Here is an 18,480-nt window from a genome sequence, read left to right as displayed (position 1 = left end):
CACCGTTATTTTTGGTGAGATTTATGGAGAAATATTGGTTCACAATGAATCGTGATCCCGCCTCCCCAAGGAGTATTCACCCATGTTCAAACAGATGAAAATGGAGACCCGGCTGCATGCCGGGTTTGGCCTGATCGTGTTGCTGGTTGTGGTGCTGGGCCTGGTGGCCTTCGCCAAGCTGGCTTCGCTACACGACCATTGGAGCGATTTTGAAAACGTCACGCTGGCGCGCAAGAATGCCGTGCTGGAAGCGGTGACGGCGCATGGCCGTGCCGTGCGTCACTTCAAAAATTATATCCTCCGAGGCCCGGACAGCAACGCACAATTCCGTAGCGAGTTGGCCAACATCGAAAAAGAAATGACCGTCTACCGCGAGGCGGATACGGTGTCGAATGAAGAGAACCTGCTGCTGGGCGAGGTACTCGCCGGCGTCAAGGCGTATGACCACAGCATGGCCGAACTGGAGGCCATGCACGCCAAGGGCATGACGGCGCTGGAGATGGACAAGAACATCAAGGGCGCCGATGAAGCCATCGCCGCTGCTTTCCGCAAGCTGCTGAAGGTGAACGAAGTCGAAACCAAAAGGGAATCGACCTCCATGCGCGAAGTGACCGAATCCGCCAAGCGTATCATCATGGGGGTGGATGTGGCGATCGCCATTCTCGGTTGTGTGCTGGCAGTGTGGCTGGGCCGCAGCCTGTCGTCGATTGTGCGCGAAGTACAACAGGTGGTGCTCAACTTGGCCGGTTCGGCGCAGGAAGTCAGCGCTACCGCGCAGTCCTTGTCGCAGGCGTCGAGCGAACAGGCGGCCGGCGTCGAGGAAACCAGCGCTTCCATCGAGCAGATGACGGCGTCCATCGCACAGAATACCGAGAACGCCAAGATCACCGACGGCATCGCCACCCAGGCGGCGGTGGAAGCAGCGCGTGGCGGCGAGGTGGTCAAGGCCACGGCGTCGGCGATGAAGCAGATCGCCGGCAAGATCGGCATCATCGACGATATCGCCTATCAGACCAACCTGTTGGCGCTGAACGCGGCGATCGAGGCGGCGCGCGCCGGCGAACATGGCAAGGGCTTTGCCGTGGTGGCAGCCGAGGTACGCAAGCTGGCGGAGCGCAGCCAGGTGGCGGCGCAGGAAATCAGCGCGGTGGCAGCAGACAGCGTGAAACTGGCGGAGCAGGCCGGCGCCATGTTCGACGAGCTGGCGCCGAATATCCGCAAGACCTCGGAGCTGGTGCAGGAGATTTCGGCGGCGTCGGAAGAGCAGAGTTCCGGTGTGCGACAAATCAACGGCGCGGTGATCCAGCTGAGCGAAACCACGCAGGTGAATGCGGCCAGCTCGGAAGAACTGGCGGCAACCTCGGAAGAGATGAGCGCGCAGTCGGATCAGCTGCGCCGCCTGATGTCGGTGTTCAAACAGTATGCGGTGGACGATGGGCCGCGCGCTACAGCGCGACGGCCGGCGGTGCTGAAGGCCGCCACCAGCGGCCGCCCGGCGCGCGCGGTGAACCTGGCCGCCGACAGCGCGCCGGATGAAACCAAGTTCACACGCTTCTGATTATTTGGCGGGCTTGACGAACTTCAGCGTCATGCGATCGCTCTCGCCGATCGCCTGATATTTGGCGCGGTCTTCTTCCTTGTTGGTGAAGGTCGGCGGCAGCGCCCACACGCCGTTCTTGTGATCGGCCGTGTCTTTCGGATTGGCGTTCACTTCCGACTTGCCCGCCAGCTTGAAGCCAGCATCCTCGGCCAGCTTGATGACATACGCTTCGTGCATGTAACCGCTGCTGGCGGTGGCGTCCTGGGTCTTCGAGGCTGGCAGGCGGTGTTCCTCTACACCCAGCACGCCGCCCGGTTTCAGCACCGTGTACAGGTTGCTGAACAAGTCCTTCATCTTCTCCGGACCCAATGGTATCCAGTTGTGGATGTTGCGGAAGGTGACCACCAGGTCGACGCTGTTCGGCGGCGCCAGTTCATATTTGCGGCCCGGCGAGAACACGCCGACGGCTACCTTGTTATACGCCTCCGGCTTGGCGTTCAGGCGCGCCATGAAGCGCTCCGCACCCTTGCGTTCATTCTCGTTCGGCGAGGCCAGGTCATTGCCGCCGGTGATCAGCTTGCCGTGATCGCGCAGATAGGGCGCCAGGATCTCGGTGTACCAGCCGCCGCCCGGCGCCAGCTCCACCACCGTCATGTTCGGCTTGATGCCGAAGAAGCTCAGCGTTTCGTATGGATGGCGATAGACGTCGCGTTTGACGTTGTCCGGCGTGCGCGTTGGCGCGGCGATCGCCGCTTTCAGCGCGTCGTCTGCCAATGCGACGTTGTTCGCGCCCATCAGCATGGTGGTGGCCAAAGCCGCCAATACATATCGTTTCATGCACAATCTCCTGAAGTGTGGTGGTGAGCGCGATCATCGGCCAAGCACTCAAACAGGTCAAGCGAAATAGCGTGCGCACCGCCCCGGTGCGCGGACACATCGCGGACACTCTGCGGACACCGGATCGGACACTTCGGACGCTACAAATTCCTGCTTGCGCAACGCTTGCTGATGGCATACATTTTGCAATTGGTGCTCTCTACCCGGCGCTAATATTGCAAAAACCTCAGAATAGGCGACGGATATTCAGCCATATGGGCGGCTGGCCCACAACAATGTTGGAGATAATATGGAACGACGTGCATTCCTCAATATCAGTAGTCTGGCTTTGGGCACCATGTTGCTGCCCACTTTCGGCCGCGCCATCGCCGCCGAAGAACTGCTCAAGCCAGTGGACATCAAATTCAAGAAGGCCCTGGCCGACACTGCGATGACGGCAGCCACCCAGGCTGGCGCTTCGTACTGCGACGTGCGCGTCGGCCGCTACCTGAACCAGTTCCTCACCACCCGTGACCTGAACGTGGAAAACGTCACCAATACTGAATCCGCTGGTGTCGGCGTGCGCGTGATCGCCGGTGGCGCCTACGGCTTCGCCGCCACCAACGACATGACGCCCGATGGCGTGGCCGCTGCCGCGCGCCAGGCCGTTGCCATCGCCAAGGCCAACGCCAAGCTGCAGACCGAACCGCTGATCCTTGCGCCGGTAAAGGGCGTGGGCGAAGTGTCGTGGGCCACGCCGATCGTCAAGGACTGGCGCACCGTCGCCATCAAGGAAAAAGCCGAGTTGCTGATCGCCGCCAACAAGGCCGGCATGGACGCCGGCGCGAGTTTCATGCAGTCCTTGCTGTTCCAGGTGAATCAGCAGAAGTATTTCGCTTCGACCGACGGTTCTTACATCGACCAGGACATTCACCGCTTGTGGATGCCGTTCTTCGCCACCGCCGTCGACCAGAAAGAAAACAAGTTCCGCACCCGCCAGGGCTTGTCGGCGCCGGTCGGCATGGGCTATGAATACCTGGACGGCCGCAAGGAGCACAAGCTGCAGGCGGCGGGCGGCGTGACCACGCTGTACACCAAATCATATGACCTGATCGAGGACGCACGCCTGGCCGGCAAGCAGGCCAAGGCCAAGCTGAAAGCCAAGTCGGTCGAACCGGGCAAGTACGATCTGGTGCTGACGCCGGAACACCTGTGGCTGACCATCCACGAATCGGTCGGCCACCCGACCGAGCTGGATCGCGTGCTGGGTTACGAGGCCAACTACGCGGGTACCAGCTTTGCCACGCTGGATAAATGGCAGAGCAAAAAATTCAAGTACGGCTCGGACATCGTCAACATCGAAGCCGACAAGACCACGCCAGGTTCGCTGGGCGCGGTGGCCTACGATGATGAAGGCGTCAAGTGCAAGAACTGGGACATCATCAAGGATGGCATCCTGGTCAATTACCAGGCTACGCGCGACCAGGCGCACATCATCGGCGAGAAGGAATCGCACGGCTGCTCTTATGCGGACAACTGGGCCAATGTGCAATTCCAGCGCATGCCTAACGTCTCGCTCAAGGCTGGCAAGAAGAAGCTGACGCCGGACGAGATGATCAAGGACGTCAAGAAGGGCATCTACATCGTCGGCGACGGCTCGTTCTCGATCGACCAGCAGCGCTACAACTTCCAGTTCGGCGGCCAGCTGTTCTACGAAATCAAGAACGGCAAAGTGGGCCAGATGCTGGAAGACGTGGCCTACCAGTCCAACACCCAGGAATTCTGGAACGCCTGCGTGGGCATCTGCGATGAGCGCGACTGGCGCATGGGCGGTTCCTTCTTTGACGGCAAGGGCCAGCCATCGCAAGTGTCCATCGTGTCGCACGGTGCGTCGACCACGCGCTTCAACGGCATCAACGTGATTAATACCGCCCGCAAGATCGGCTAAGTCCTGGAGAGAGACAGATGAAATTTTTGACCCAAGAAGAGACCAAGCGCATCAGCGATAAGGTGCTGTCGCTGACCAAGGCCGATCAGTGCGAGGTGACCATCAACGGCAGCCGCCGCGGCAATATCCGCTACGCACGCAACGCCGTGTCGACCGCAGGCCTGATCGAGGACACGCAGCTGGTGGTGTCGGTTGCCTTCGGCAAGAAGCAGGGCACGGCATCGATCAATGAATTCGACGACAAGTCGCTGGAAAAAGCCGTGCGCCGCGCGGAAGACCTGGCCCGCTTGGCGCCGGAAAATCCGGAGTTCATGCCGACGCCGAGCAAGCAGGAATACAAGGGGACGCAGACTTTCTTCCAGAAGACCGCCGATATCGATCCTGAATTCCGTGCCCAGGTTGCGGCCTACAGCATCGAGAACTCGCGCAAGAACAAGCTGGTGGCGGCGGGCTTCTTCACCGACAGTACGCAGTTCACCACGGTTGCCAACTCCAACGGCGTGTTCGGCTATCAGCAGGACACGGGCCTGGACTTCACGCTGACCGTGCGCACCGAAGACGGCCGTGGTTCCGGCTGGGTCAAGCGCAGCGTCGGTGATGTCAGCAAGTTCGACGCGCGCGCGGCTTCGGATGTCGCCATCGAGAAGGCCTTGCGCTCGGTCGACGCCAAGGCGCTGGAGCCGGGCCGCTACACGGTGATCCTGGAACCGGCAGCGACCTCCGACGTGCTGGCGTATATGTTCAATGCCTTCGACGCGCGTTCGGCCGATGAGGGCCGCAGCTTCCTGTCGAAGAAAGGTGGCGGCAACCGCCTGGGCGAGAAGCTGTTCGACGAGCAGGTCAACGTCTGGGCCGACCCATGGGACAAGGACGTTGCCGTGCTGCCGTGGGATAACCAGAGCCTGCTGGCGCGCGAGCGTCAGGACATCATCAAGAATGGCCGCATCGCCAATCTGGACTACTCGCTGTACTGGGCCAAGAAGCAGGGCAAGCGCGCCATCGGCACACCGGGCAATATCATCATGGCCGGCACCAACAAGTCGACCGAGGAACTGATCGCCAATACCAAGAAGGGCATCCTGGTCACCCGTACCTGGTATATCCGCATGGTGGACCCGCAATCGGTGCTGCTGACCGGCCTGACGCGCGACGGCACGTTCTACATCGAGAACGGCAAGATCAAGCACCCGATCAAGAACTTCCGCTTCAATGAAAGCCCGGTGTCGATGCTGAACAATATCGACGAAATCGGCAAGCCGGAAATCCTGTCGGGCGACGAGTCGCAATTCCAGTTGCTGATCCCGGCCATGAAGGTTCGTGACTTCAACTTCACTTCTTTGTCGGATGCGGTCTAAAGCATGGAACGTCGTTCATTTTTAAAAGTAGGCGCCGCCGCTGGCGGCAGCCTGCTGGTACCGATCTTCGGCAATGCCATCGCCGCCGAAGAGCTGCTCAATCCCATGGCCGTGCAGTTCAAGAAATCGCTGGCCGACGCCGCGATGAATGCGGCCACCAAGGCCGGTGCATCGTATTGCGATGTCCGCATTGGCCGCTATCTGAACCAGTTCATCACCACGCGTGACCTGAACGTGGAGAACATCGTCAACACCGAATCGTCCGGTGTGGGCGTGCGCGTGATCGCCAACGGCGCCTACGGCTTCTGTTCGACCAATGTGATGACGCTGGACTCGGTGGCTGATGCGGCACGCCAGGCGGTCGCCATCGCACGCGCCAACGCCAAGCTGCAAACCGAGCCGGTGGTGCTGGCGCCGGTCAAGGGCGTCGGCGAAGTGGCGTGGGCCACGCCGTTCAAGAAGGACTGGCGTGCGGTGCCGATCAAGGAAAAAGCCGAGTTGCTGCTGGCGGCCAACAAGGCCGGCCTGGACGCGGGCGCCAACTTCATGGCGGCCAATCTGTTCCAGGTCAACCAGCAGAAATACTTCGCTTCCACCGACGGTTCGTACATCGACCAGGACGTCCACCGTCTATGGTCGCCGTTCACCGCCACCGCCGTTGATAAAGCCAGCGGCAAGTTCCGCACCCGCGACGGCCTGTCGTCGCCGGCCAGCATGGGCTATGAATTCTTCGACTGCAAGCCGGAGAACCGCGTCAAGGCCGCAGGCAATGTGACCACGCTGTACAAGGGCGCGTATGACCTGATCGAAGACGCACGCGCAGCCGGCCGCCAGGCGCGCGAGAAGCTGACCGCGAAAACGGTCGAACCGGGCAAGTACGACCTGGTGCTGTCGCCGGAACACCTGTTCCTGACCATTCACGAATCGGTCGGCCACGCCACCGAGCTGGATCGCGTGCTGGGCTACGAGGCCAATTACGCCGGCACCAGCTTCGCCACGCTGGACAAGTGGAAGAGCAAGAACTTCAAGTACGGTTCGGACATGGTCAACTTCGTCGCCGACAAGACCACGCCGGGATCGCTCGGCCTGGTCGGCTACGATGATGAAGGTGTGGCGTCCAAGCGCTGGGACCTGATCCGCAACGGCATTCTGGTGAACTACCAGGCGACGCGCGACCAGGCTGCTGTCATCGGCGAAAAAGAATCGCATGGCTGCTCGTATGCGGACAGCTGGAGCAGCGTGCAGTTCCAGCGCATGCCCAACGTGTCGCTGGAAGCGGGCAAGAAGAAGCTGACGCCGGACGAGATGATCAAGGACGTCAAGAAGGGCATCTACATCCTGGGCCGTGGCTCGTTCTCGATCGACCAGCAGCGCTACAACTTCCAGTTCGGCGGCCAGCTGTACTTCGAAATCAAGAACGGCAAGATCGTCAACCAGCTGGAAGACGTGGCCTACCAGTCGAACACCCAGGAATTCTGGAATGCCTGCTCGGCATTGTGCGATGACCGTGACTGGCGCCTCGGTGGCTCGTTCTTCGATGGCAAAGGCCAGCCTAGCCAGGTCAGCGCCGTGTCGCACGGCTCGCCGACCACGCGCTTCAATGGCATCAACGTGATCAACACTGCTCGTAAGATAGGATAAAACAACGATGAAGATGCTGAATCAGGAAGAAGCAAAACGCATCTGCGACAAGGTGATGTCGCTGTCCAGGGCGGATGAGTGCCGCGTGCAGATCAGCGGTTCGCGCAACGGTAATATCCGCTATGCGCGCAACGCAGTGTCAACCGCCGGCTTGAGCACCAATACGCAGCTGACCGTGAGCGTCGCCTTTGGCAAGAAGCAGGGCACCGCCTCGATCAATGAGTTCGACGACAAATCGCTGGAAAAAGTGGTACGCCGCGCGGAAGATGTGGCGCGCCTGGCGCCTGAGAATCCGGAGTTCCTGCCGGCGATCAAGAAGCAGGACTTCAAGCCGTCCGCCACCTTCAGCGATGCGACCGCCGCCATCGATCCGGAATACCGCGCGGAAGTGGCTGCGGCCAGCATCAACTCGGCGCGCAAGCAGGGCCTGATCGCCGCTGGCTTCTTCAGCGATACCACCGGCTTCGAGACGGTGGCCAACTCCAACGGCGTGTTCGGTTATCAGACCTTGAGCAACCTCGGTTTCACCGTGACCACGCGCACCGAAGATGGCCGTGGTTCCGGCTGGGTGACCCGATCCGCCAACGATGCACGCAAGTTCGACGCGCGCGAGGCGTCCGAGATCGCCATCGAGAAGGCACTGAAATCGGTGGAGGCGAAAGCGCTGGAGCCGGGCCGCTACACGGTGATCCTGGAACCGGCGGCGACCTCGGAAATCATCGGCCGCATGTTCGGCGCCTTCGATGCGCGCCAGGCCGACGAAGGCCGCAGTTTCCTGTCGAAGAAGGGCGGCGGCAATCGCCTGGGCGAGAAGCTGTTCGATGAGCAGGTGAACATCTATGCCGATCCGTGGAATCCGGACGTGCCGGTACTGCCCTGGGATAACCAGGCCATGCTGGCGCGCGAGCGTGCAGACGTCATCAAGAACGGCAAGATCGCTTCGCTGGACTACACCCGCTACTGGGCGGAGAAACAGGGCCAGCGTGCGGTCGGCCGTCACGGCAACATGATCATGGCGGGCGGCGGCAAGTCGACCGAGGAACTGATCGCCAGCACCAAGAAGGGCATCCTGGTCACCCGCACCTGGTATATCCGCATGGTGGACCCGCAATCGCTGCTGCTGACCGGCTTGACGCGCGATGGCACTTTCTACATCGAGAACGGCAAGATCAAACATCCGGTGAAGAACTTCCGCTTCAACGAAAGCCCGGTGACGATGTTGAACAATATCGATGAACTGGGCAAGCCGGTGGTGATCGGCGGCGACGAAGTGCGTTTCCAGATGCTGATACCGGCGATGAAGGTGCGCGACTTTAACTTCACCTCGCTGTCGGACGCCGTGTAAACAGTGGCCTCTTACGATTTCTATTTCACGCGCCTGACCTACGAGTCGGGCGACTGGGATGTGGATGTCCGCATGCCCAGCAACGTGCTCAATTCGCTGGTCGAGTACACGACCTTGCGGGTGGATCCCGTTGAGCGCATCGTCGCGCTGTCCGATCCGAAGATGCTGGAGGCGCCGTTCTGCTATTTCGCCGGCCACAAGCTGGTGCAGTTCACGGCGGCCGAACGCAAAAATCTGGAGCGTTACATCAAGGGCGGCGGCTTTGTGTTCGTGGATGACTGCAACCACGACATCGATGGGCTGTTTGCGAAATCGTTCGAGGCCGAAATAGGCCGTATCTTCGGGCCGAAGGCACTGCACAAGATCCCCAACAACCATCCGATCTATTCGAGCTTCTTCAAGTTTGAAGACGGTCCACCAAATACCGCCGTGGAGCTGAATGGCTGGGGTGACGATCTGGTGCACGATTACCTGAAGGCGATCGAGGTGGGCGGGCGTGTGCGGCTTTTGTACAGCAACAAGGACTATGGCTGCGAGTGGGATTACGACTTCCGCAACAAGCGTTTTCTTGCGGTCGATAACACCCGCTTTGCGGTCAATATCATTCAATATGCGTTGGGAGCGTAGTTATGGCTGAAGGTGTCGCCTGGAGCGAAAATGAAATCGGCGAACTGACCGCCAAGGTGAAGGCGCTGAAGGCCAGCATGGGGCGCGTCATCATCGGCCAGGAAAATGTGATCGATTCGCTGATCATCTGCCTGCTGGCTGGCGGCCATGCGCTGGTGGAAGGCGTGCCGGGGCTGGGCAAGACGCTGCTGGTGAAGTCCTTGTCGCAGGCGACGGAGCTGGACTTCCACCGCGTGCAGTTCACGCCTGACCTGATGCCATCGGATATCGTCGGCACCGAGATCCTGGAAGAAGACCATGCGACGCGCAAGCGTGAGTTCCGCTTCCAGCAAGGTCCGGTGTTCACGCAGGTGCTGCTGGCGGACGAGATCAACCGCGCCCCACCCAAGACGCAATCGGCCTTGCTGGAGGCGATGCAGGAACGCTCGGTGACTTTCGCGGGCCAGACGCACAAGCTGCCCAAGCCGTTCTTCGTGCTGGCGACGCAGAATCCCATCGAGCAGGCGGGCACCTATCCGCTGCCGGAGGCGCAACTGGACCGCTTCCTGCTGCGCATCGATGTGGTGTATCCGACCGAGGCGGAGGAAATCGCCATGGTGTCGGCCACCACGCATGCTGGCCTGAGGGATGCCGAGCCGGTAATGGATGTGGCGACGCTGCTGCGCTTGCAGCAGCTGGTGCGCGATATCGAGATTGGCGACCATCTGGTGACGTATGCCACGCGCCTGGTGCGCGCGACGCGCCCGTCGCTGACGACGGTGCCGGCGGTGCAGAAACACATCGGCTGGGGCGCCGGCCCGCGCGCCGGCCAGGCCCTGGTGCTGGCCTCCAAGGCGCGCGCCTTGATGCAGGGCCGCCTGGCGGTCACGCGCGAGGATATCGGCGAGATGCTGCTGCCGGTGCTGGCCCACCGCGTGCTGCGCAACTTTGAAGCGGAAGCGGATGGCGTGGCGATTGCCGACATCCTGCAGGCGCTGCGCGAGCATATCCGCCCGGACTAACGCGTCATGCAATCCAATTCCAAGTCGCCTGCCACCGCGCCGGCCAGCGTCATGACGGCCATGATGGCCCAGACCAGGGATCTGGAGCTGGTGATCCGTCACGTGCTGGCGGGCCTGGGCCATGGCATCCACGCCGGGCGCGAGCGCGGCGCCGGCGTTGAGTTCTCCGAGTATCGTGCCTATGCGCCTGGTGATGAATGGCGCCGCGTCGACTGGAAGCTGCTGGCGCGCGCTGACCGCTATTTCGTCCGCGAGGCGGAGCGCGACAGCCATGTCGCCGTCTGGTTGTGGCTGGACGCCACGGCTTCCATGTCGGAGCCGAGCCGTGAGATCAATGGCGTCGACAAACTCTGGTTTGCCCGCACTGTGCTGGCTTGTGTGGCCGCCATCGCTCAGCGTCAGGGTGACGCCTTTGGCTTGGTGATCTGTAGCGGCGCCAAGGTGGAGTTCATGCCTGCGGCGCGTGGTCCGCGCCAATTGCAGCGCGTGCTGGCGGCGCTGAACAAGGCTGAGCCGCTAGGCGATCTGCCATCCGCTGAAACGCTGCGCGCCAGTCTGCACTTTGCCCGCGCGCCCAGCATGATCTTCGCCGCCAGCGATTTCCTCGATTGGCCGTCGCCGCTGAGCGAAGCCTTGCTGCGCTTGCGGAATATGCGGCATGACGTGCGCTTGCTGACATTGCGCACGCAGGCGGAGGTCGACGCCAGCTTCAAGTCCGGCGCTGGTTACCGTGATCCCGAGCGTGATGATGGCCTGCACCGCATGAGCAACGCTGATCGAGAACATTACAAGCAGCAGAGCCGCGCGCACTTTGACGGTGTGACGGCCAGCTGTCGTCAACATAATATTGTCCACTACGAGGCGCGCATCGAGCAGCCTTTGGGTGGCGTCTTGCGCAGCTGGCTTCAGCTGGCGGGAGCGCGGGCTAAATGATGCTGAGTTCTTATCCTTTGTGGTGGCTGGCGTTGCCGGTGCTGCTGCTGCCGGTCTGGTGGCATCGCCAGAAGCGCCAGCGGCTGAAAGCCGAATCTTTGGCGACGGCGCGCTTCCTGCCTTCGGCGCCGCCCGAGCAACTGCGGGTCTGGCAATGGCGTGACAAGGTGCTGCTGATGGTGCGTTGCCTGATGCTGGTGGCGCTGATCGGCTGGCTGGCTGCGACAATTTTCCCGTGGCGTGGCGACACCGTGCTGATTGACGCCGGCGTGGACAAAGCCTGGGCAGAGCAGCAGATCGCCACCGCCGGCTTCAGCGCCGCCACGCGCATGCCGCTGCCGCCGGGTGCCTTGACATGGCTGCGGCAGAATGAACGGGATTGGCGTGCTGACGCCAAGCTGCTGATCGTCGCCCGCGACAGCCAGGTCGCCATGCCCGCTCGCGTGCCGCAATTCAGCCACCAGCTAGCGCTTCGCACCAGCCCGGCGCCGACAGCTTCGCTGCCCGCCACCGCTGGCACCACCACCACCGCTGACGCGGGTGCGTCGTCGCCTCTGGTTCTGCAGCACGTTGTGCTGGCCGCCGCCGAGTCGCGTGCGCAGGCATGGCGTTCGCTGTTCGCCGCCTTTGACACTGCCGGTGGGCGAGCCAGCCTTTACACACTCGCCTCCGAGCCAGGCGCCGCGACGACATTGATCGTTTGGGACACGCCGAACTCTACGCCACCTGTCACCTGGCGCGCTGCCCACTGGTGGATTGCCGCGCCAACCGCAGTGTTCCCGGAACTGGCTCACGCCTCTACGCTGGCCATCAACGGCATCACGCTGAAATACGCAGATTCGCCACGCGGCCGCCTATGGACCTCGGATGCCTTCCCGCCGCGCGACGCCGACACCGCACACGCACTGTACGAAGCATGGCAACTGCTCGCCGTGAATCCCGCGCCAGCGTATGCCACGCCCTCACAAACCTTCGCCGAAACCCGCAGCGCGCTGCCAGCCATTTCGGAAGCCAGGCCGGCAACCTGGCTGGCCATCCTCCTGCTTGCCCTCTTCATGCTTGAACGGATACTGACTCATGCCCGGCGCAACTGATCACCTGCGCGGCCGTCTCTGGAGCGCCATCCTGCGTCGCCGTGCACCACAATGGTTGGCCGCACTCTTGCCACTGCTGATCGCCGCCGTCGCATGGCCAGCCGCACGCACGCCGGCGCTGATCGCCATCGCCACCTGGGCAGCCTGGACGATCGCCGACGCGTTGCGCTGGCGTCATCGCATTGCCGAACAATGGCCATCATGGCTCAATGCCGCCATCCCGCAACTGGAAGACAGCAGCACCCTGCTGGCCGCAGAAGCCCACACGCCGATTGCCAGGCTCCAGCAACAACGGCTGCAAGCCCGCCTTGCCGACATCCTGACCGACACCGATTATCAGGCCATCGCTCGCACGCGCGTACGCTTCGCCATCCTGCCTATGGTTATTAGCCTGCTGGCTGCTGGCGCAGCATGGGGATGGCAAGGCCAACCTGCGGCCAAGCCAGCGCCACCAGCCGCCGCGCAGGCCAACAAGCCTATCGTTGACGGCGAAGTCTACCTGCGCGTCACGCCGCCCCAATACACCGGCGTGGCAGCGTTCGATACCGGCGCCCGCGATATCCAGATTCCGCAGTATTCCGAAGTCCGCTGGTGCGTGCGCAACGCCACCGGTGCACAGCCTGCGGTGGAACTGGGCGATGGGAAAGTGCTGCCGATCACCGATGAATGCGCCAAACTTCGCGTCGAAGACTCGCTGTTCTGGCGCGCACGCGGCAAGAACACTGCCCGTTACAACATTCGTGTAACGTTGGACCAGGCGCCGCAGGTCACCATCATCGAGCCGGTGGAGCTGATCCACCTGCTGCAAAAAGACGCCAGGACAGTCACCCTCTCCGTCAGCGCCAAGGACGATTACGCCATCGTCCGCGCCAGTCTGCACATGACGCTTGCACGCGGTAGTGGCGAGAACATCCGCTTCAGCGACAAGGAAGTGCCACTGCCCCAATCGTCCGATCCAAAATCGCGCGGCTGGAAGAAACAGTGGACGCTGGCGGAACTCGGCATGGAGCCAGGCGATGAACTCTACTTCTTTGTGCGCGCCACCGACAACGCGCCGGAGAATCCGCACACCGCTCAATCGCCAACCTATACATTGCGCCTGCCGGGGCCGGACGCTGAGAGCCTGGACTCCACCGCGTTACCATCCATGACCAAGCCGGAAAATCTGCGCAGCCAGCGCCAGATCATCATCGATACTGAACAACTGGTGGCGGATCTGAAGGCCAACCCGAATATGCCGGCCGCCACGCTGCGCAGCCGCAGCGAAGGCATCGCCGCTGACCAGGCCACGCTGCGACTGCGCTACGGCCAGTTCCTCGGCGAGGAATCCACGCTGTTCGGCGATGAGCAACACGAGCACCATGATCACGGCAACGAGAAGCCCGGCAGCGAAATCGGCGTGATGAAAGAATTCGGCCACGCACACGACCAGGAAGACAACGCCACCATCTTCGATCCGCAGACCAAGGCCGTCCTCAAGCGCGCGCTGGCCGCGATGTGGGACGCGGAAAAATCGCTGCGGGCGGTCGCGCCGAAGAACGCGCTGCCGCCGGAGTACAAGGCGCTGGAAGCCATCAAGGAACTGCAAGCCGCCGAACGCGTCTACCTGCACCGCACCGCATTCGTGCCACCGGCACTGAAAGAAGAGAAGCGTATGAGCGGCGACATCGTTGGCGCCATGAGCTACAAGCGGGCGCAAGGTGCGGCCAGCGATACCGTGCCAGCCGAGGTCCGTGACCTGGTGCAGGCTCTGTCGCAGGATGGTGCTTTGCCGGCCCTGTGGAGCAAGGCGGCGCGCGAAGTCATCGGCGCGCGTATCAACGACCAGGAACAGAAACTCAGCGCGCAGCGCGCCGTGCAGGATGTGCAGGATGGTTGCGTGCCATGCCGCGCCGAACTGCGCGCCTGGCTGCGCGGCACGCTGGCTGACGCACCGGTGTTGCTGCAGGCACGCCCTGCGGCGGACACCGGGTTCCGGCAGGCGTGGAAAGGCAAGGAGCAAGCGAAATGATGATAGCAACCGACCTGGCCTCGCTGCTGCCGCCGCTTGCCGCCCTTGGCACTGGCATCGTCAGCGCCGCGCTGTATGGCCGCAAGCGCCGCTGGCCGGATGCCATGCTGGCCGGGATCGCCAGCGCCGCATTGGCCGTTGCGCTTGCCGATGTGCGCCTGCCTGCCGGCGCGGCAGGTGCGCTGCAAGTCAGCACCGGCAACGGACGTATCGCCGATGCCGATCGCATCGCGATTCCTGCTGCAGCCAGCATTGCCCTGAGCGGCGATGGCGTCCGTGAGGCTGAATGGCGTGACCTGCCTGCGCGGCAGTTGCAATGGAAGCCTGCGGCGGCGGATCTGTTGTGGCTGGACTTCCCGCGTTCGATGTCGCTGGGCCGCATCTTCACGCTGACCGTGCGGCGTTCGCAAGCTACCGCAGGATGGCGCTTGCAGCTGCTGGCGGAAAACAGGCAGGTGCTGGCTGACTCCGGGCCGTCCTCCGGCGCGCAGTTGTCGGTCCAGTGGTTGCCGCCGGTGGCCGAAACCGTGGTGCTGCAAGCACGCCTGCTGGACGCGAACGGCAAGACCATCGCGCAAGGACCGATTCCGCTACAGGTGAAAGATCCCGTGCCTTTGCAAATACAGGGCCATTTTGACGCGCCATCATTTGACGCCCGCACACTGAATCAGTTGTTATCCGATGGCAGCGCGATCCTGGACTGGAATGTCACGCTAGGCAAGGCGATCGCCCGCAGCGAGACACCGCGCGAGGAGTTGGGCGCACCGAATGCGGTATTTGTGGATGCCGCCTACGTCGAACACCTGAGCCCTTCCGCGCGCGCAGCCATGCTGGCGCAGGTAGCCAAAGGCATTCCGCTGGTGGTGTTAGGCGGGAATGCTGCCGACACCAACGTATGGCAGCGGGATTTTGGCATGCGGCTGCATCAGCAATCGCCAACCACCGAGAAGGAAGATGCTCGCCAGTTCGCCGCGTCGATGTCGCTGCCGCCGGCTGGCCTGAATCCTGCCGAGCAACCGGCGGCGCCGTGGTCTGTGCTGGCCAGCGATAACAAGAAGCAGCCATGGATGTGGCAGCGCAGCGTGGGGCAGGGCCGCGTGGTGTGGATAGGCGTGGCGGACTGGCACAAGTACGCGATCAGCGCGCCGCAAGCGCTGGCGCTTTGGTGGCAGTCGGCGATGGACCGCATCGCGCTGGAAAGCGTGCACAAGACCGCGTGGCAGCTGAATGATCCTATGCCCGTTCCAGGCTTGCGCAGCGAAGTCTGCGCGCAAGGTGTGAAACCTGGGACGATGCTGACCGCAGATACTTACGCGCCGATGTCGCTGCGGGCGCGTGCTGACAAGGCTGATGCCATGTGTGCGGCGTTCTGGCCGCAGAAGGCAGGCTGGGTGAAGTTTGGCGCAGCCGGCATGGCGCAGCCAGGACTGGCGTATGTGTATGCGCAGGGCGACTGGCCTGCGTGGCAAAAGGCCCTGCGCCGCGACGCTACCGCGCAATACGCTGCGCGTGCGGTGTCAGGAGCACCAGCTGCCGGTGCTCCTGCGACGAGCGGAGCACCGTTACCGGTTGCCCCGTTTGGCGTGCTGTTCGCGCTTTCCATGTTGGCATTGTGGTGGCGCGAACAGCGTGGCCCTGCTGGTGGTGCCGATCAGAACGCCGTGTCAGCACGTACGTAGAACGAACGGCCGTTGACGCCGATAGGGCAGGTTTCCCAGCAACGGGTGAAGCCCAGTTTCGGGAAGTCGCCGCCATTGGTCCACTCGTTCGGCAGCTGGTTGAACGCGTTGTTGACGCCCAGGCTGAGGAAGGTGCGCTTGCTGAAGGCGTAACGCACCGTCGCATCCACCAGCCAGCGTGCATCCCATTTTTGCAGCGGGCTGAAGTTCTCCGCATACACCTCGCCGTGATAGTTGGCGCGGGTGGTGATGTTCCACGCGCCGATCGTGTAGTCGGCAGCCACCACGTGGTGCTTGCGCGGCTGGCCGTGTTCGATCAGCGTCACTTGCGATTTGTCGAACAGCTTCTCGCCGCTCAGCACACTGGAAGTCGAATGGCGCTTGGTGACTTCGGTCTTGTTGAAGCCCAGTTGGCCGGACAGCACCAGTGTCGACGCGTCAAATTTGGTCGTGTGTACCGCGACGATATCCAGGCCGCGCGTGCGGGTGTCCACCGCGTTGGTGAAGAACTGCGCCTGGCCCACGCCCAGCGGACGCAGGATGTTGGCGATCGGGCCACCGCCGGCTTCCGGCGCGATTTCGCTGGAGAACACGATACGGTCCTTGATCTTGATCTGGTACGCATCCGCCGTCACCGAGAAGTTCTGCGATGGACGGAATACCACGCCGACACTGCCGCTGGTGGATGTCTCTTCCTTCAGCGGCTTGATGCCGAAGGCCTGCGTGACCGCGCTGCCCTGGCGCGCCGTCAGCGTTTCGGTCAGCACGCCGTTATTCAGGTTGGTGGAGACGGAGCTGTAGAACTCCTGCTGCACGCTCGGCGCGCGGAAGCCGGTGGAGGCACTGGCGCGGAAGCCCAGTTCCTTGGTCGGGTCGAAGCGTGCGCTCAGCTTGCCGGTGACGGTATTGCCGAAGTCCGAGTAATCCTCGTAACGCACCGCGCCGCCCAACGTCAGCGTGTCGACTGGCTTGGTCTCGGCGTCGAGGAACAGGGCGATGTTGTGGCGGCCCGAATCCACCGCCGTGCCAGGCGTGTAGCCAGGGAAGCCCTGGATGCCGGCAGCTGCCGTGGCGCCGCTTGGCGTGACGATGTTGATGGCCGGGTTGTTGGTGCGGCCGTACTGGTAGGACACCGGATCGCCAGCGACGATTTCGTAGTTGTCCTTGCGGTATTCGAAGCCGGTGGCCAGCGAGACAACGGTGTCGCCAAACCTGACCGGGCCTTTGATGTCGGCATTGAAGGTCAGCTGCGAGAAGCGCAGCGTGCCGGTATCGGCTTCGCGCGGCGATTCGGCATAGATGCCGCCGCCCGGTTTTGGTTCGTACCAGTAGCTGACGTTCAAGCTGTTCGATTCATGGAACGCCAGTTCGCTCTGGCCGTAGTTGATGCTGATGTCGGCCTTCCAGTCGCTTGGCAGGTCGCGCCGATAGCCGAAGGCCCACGAGGCGTCCTTGATGTCGGTGCTGATCGCGGGCAGGAAGCCGTCTGGATAAACGGATGCCACGGTGCGGGCGTCGCCGGCGGAACGGAAGAAGCCATACGAATCGCTCTTGCGCTTGGAGACGCCGCCGAAGGCGTACAGCTCGCTGTGGTTATCGATCGGCAGCGCGCCGTTCCACCACAGGTAGTAATCCTTGGTGTTGCTGTCGCCGATGTGTTGCGTCACGCGTGGCGGATTGACGCGCAGCGAGTCCGGGCCGGCGCGATTCGTTTCGCCACGCTTGCGCGCTTCAGCGGTCAGGTTGATAAAGCCGCCGTTCTCGCCCAGCGCGAAGCCGCGATTGACGCTGCCCGAGTACAGGTCGCCGTCACCTTCCGAGGTGGTGCCCAGCTGGCCGCTCAGCGCGGTCTCGCCGACGTTCGACTTCAGCACGATGTTGATGACGCCCGCAATCGCATCCGAGCCGTATTGGGCAGCGGCGCCGTCGCGCAGCACTTCGATGTGGTGGATGGCCGCCAGCGGAATGGCGTTGATGTCGGTGCCGGCCGAACCACGGCCGATGGTCTGCTGCACGTTGACCAGCGCCTGCTGGTGGCGGCGCTTGCCGTTGATGAGCACCAGCACCTGGTCCGGGCCGAGCGAACGCAGGGTCGCCGGACGGATCGAGTCGGTGCCGTCACTGATAAAGGTGGTGGAGAAGTTGAACGACGGGTCCAGCGTTTGCAGCAGCTTGCCCAGTTCCAGCGGGCCGGCGGTCTGCAAGTCTTTCTGGCTGATCAGGCCCACCGGCGACGAGGTGTCCAGCGCCGTCTTGGCCACTGAGCGCGAGCCCAGCACCACGACGGTTTGTTCATCGGCCTTGGCGCCGCCGTCGGTAGACGTTTGCGCGTTGGCGGTTTGCGCTGCCAGCAGCAGGATAGCGCTGGCGAGCAGGGTGCGTTTGAATTGCGGTGCTCTGTTCATGTTTTCTCTCTTATATTTGAATACGGCCAAGCGGGGGTAAGGCCGGTAGAAAAATACTAAGGGAGCGGTTCCAATGACGACAACG

13 protein-coding genes are annotated in these 18,480 nt (G+C 62.6%); 11 read left to right on the top strand and 2 right to left on the bottom strand.

The features are described from left to right. Window positions 1–82 precede the first annotated feature (82 nt). Window positions 83–1,558, top strand: coding sequence for a methyl-accepting chemotaxis protein (locus tag BLS51_RS12800; protein ID WP_090192364.1), 1,476 nt, complete (start codon window positions 83–85; stop codon window positions 1,556–1,558). Here BLS51_RS12800 and BLS51_RS12795 read toward each other — a convergent pair whose 3' ends face one another. Next, entirely contained in the window at window positions 1,559–2,377 is an 819-nt protein-coding gene (locus tag BLS51_RS12795) for a class I SAM-dependent methyltransferase (protein WP_090192365.1), read from the bottom strand. 289 nt (window positions 2,378–2,666) lie between these two features. On the opposite strand from BLS51_RS12795, the gene BLS51_RS12790 reads away from it, so the two are divergent. The 10 genes from BLS51_RS12790 to BLS51_RS12745 are packed head-to-tail and all read left to right on the top strand — an operon-like array spanning window position 2,667 to window position 15,990. Beyond that, entirely contained in the window at window positions 2,667–4,304 is a 1,638-nt protein-coding gene (locus BLS51_RS12790; RefSeq protein WP_090192366.1) for a TldD/PmbA family protein, read from the top strand. A 17-nt stretch (window positions 4,305–4,321) separates the two neighbouring features. Continuing rightward, window positions 4,322–5,659 (top strand): TldD/PmbA family protein, encoded by a 1,338-nt coding sequence (locus BLS51_RS12785; protein WP_090192367.1) that lies wholly within the window; start codon window positions 4,322–4,324, stop codon window positions 5,657–5,659. Window positions 5,660–5,662: 3 nt separating this feature from the next. Next, on the top strand, window positions 5,663–7,300 hold the full coding sequence (locus BLS51_RS12780; protein ID WP_090192368.1) for a TldD/PmbA family protein: 1,638 nt from the start codon (window positions 5,663–5,665) through the stop codon (window positions 7,298–7,300). A gap of 7 nt (window positions 7,301–7,307) precedes the next feature. After that, window positions 7,308–8,645, top strand: a complete 1,338-nt coding sequence (locus BLS51_RS12775; RefSeq protein WP_090192369.1) for a TldD/PmbA family protein — start codon at window positions 7,308–7,310, stop codon at window positions 8,643–8,645. Between the two features lie 3 nt (window positions 8,646–8,648). Beyond that, window positions 8,649–9,272: a DUF4159 domain-containing protein gene (locus BLS51_RS12770; protein WP_090192370.1), complete on the top strand. Its 624-nt coding sequence runs from the start codon at window positions 8,649–8,651 to the stop codon at window positions 9,270–9,272. Window positions 9,273–9,274: 2 nt separating this feature from the next. Further along, entirely contained in the window at window positions 9,275–10,273 is a 999-nt protein-coding gene (locus BLS51_RS12765; protein WP_090192371.1) for an AAA family ATPase, read from the top strand. A gap of 6 nt (window positions 10,274–10,279) precedes the next feature. Then, a complete protein-coding gene (locus BLS51_RS12760) occupies window positions 10,280–11,206 on the top strand; it encodes a DUF58 domain-containing protein (protein WP_090192372.1) in 927 nt (308 codons plus the stop codon). Beyond that, window positions 11,203–12,300, top strand: coding sequence for a hypothetical protein (locus BLS51_RS12755; protein WP_229207791.1), 1,098 nt, complete (start codon window positions 11,203–11,205; stop codon window positions 12,298–12,300). Before BLS51_RS12760 ends, BLS51_RS12755 begins: the two co-directional genes overlap by 4 nt. After that, entirely contained in the window at window positions 12,284–14,311 is a 2,028-nt protein-coding gene (locus BLS51_RS12750; protein ID WP_090192373.1) for a DUF4175 family protein, read from the top strand. Before BLS51_RS12755 ends, BLS51_RS12750 begins: the two co-directional genes overlap by 17 nt. Beyond that, a complete protein-coding gene (locus tag BLS51_RS12745) occupies window positions 14,308–15,990 on the top strand; it encodes a hypothetical protein (RefSeq protein ID WP_229207792.1) in 1,683 nt (560 codons plus the stop codon). The genes BLS51_RS12750 and BLS51_RS12745 overlap by 4 nt, the downstream gene beginning before the upstream one ends. Here BLS51_RS12745 and BLS51_RS12740 read toward each other — a convergent pair. Beyond that, window positions 15,963–18,395 carry a TonB-dependent receptor plug domain-containing protein gene (locus BLS51_RS12740; protein ID WP_090192374.1) on the bottom strand — a complete coding sequence of 811 codons (2,433 nt, stop codon included), beginning with the start codon at window positions 18,393–18,395 and terminating at the stop codon, window positions 15,963–15,965. The genes BLS51_RS12745 and BLS51_RS12740 overlap by 28 nt on opposite strands. Between the last annotated feature and the right edge of the window lie 85 nt (window positions 18,396–18,480).

It is taken from the genome of Duganella sp. OV510, assembly GCF_900100205.1.
GTDB lineage: Bacteria > Pseudomonadota > Gammaproteobacteria > Burkholderiales > Burkholderiaceae_D > Rugamonas.
The sequence above is the reverse complement of the archived record's forward strand: the minus strand, read 5'-3'. Positions and strand labels throughout refer to the sequence as shown.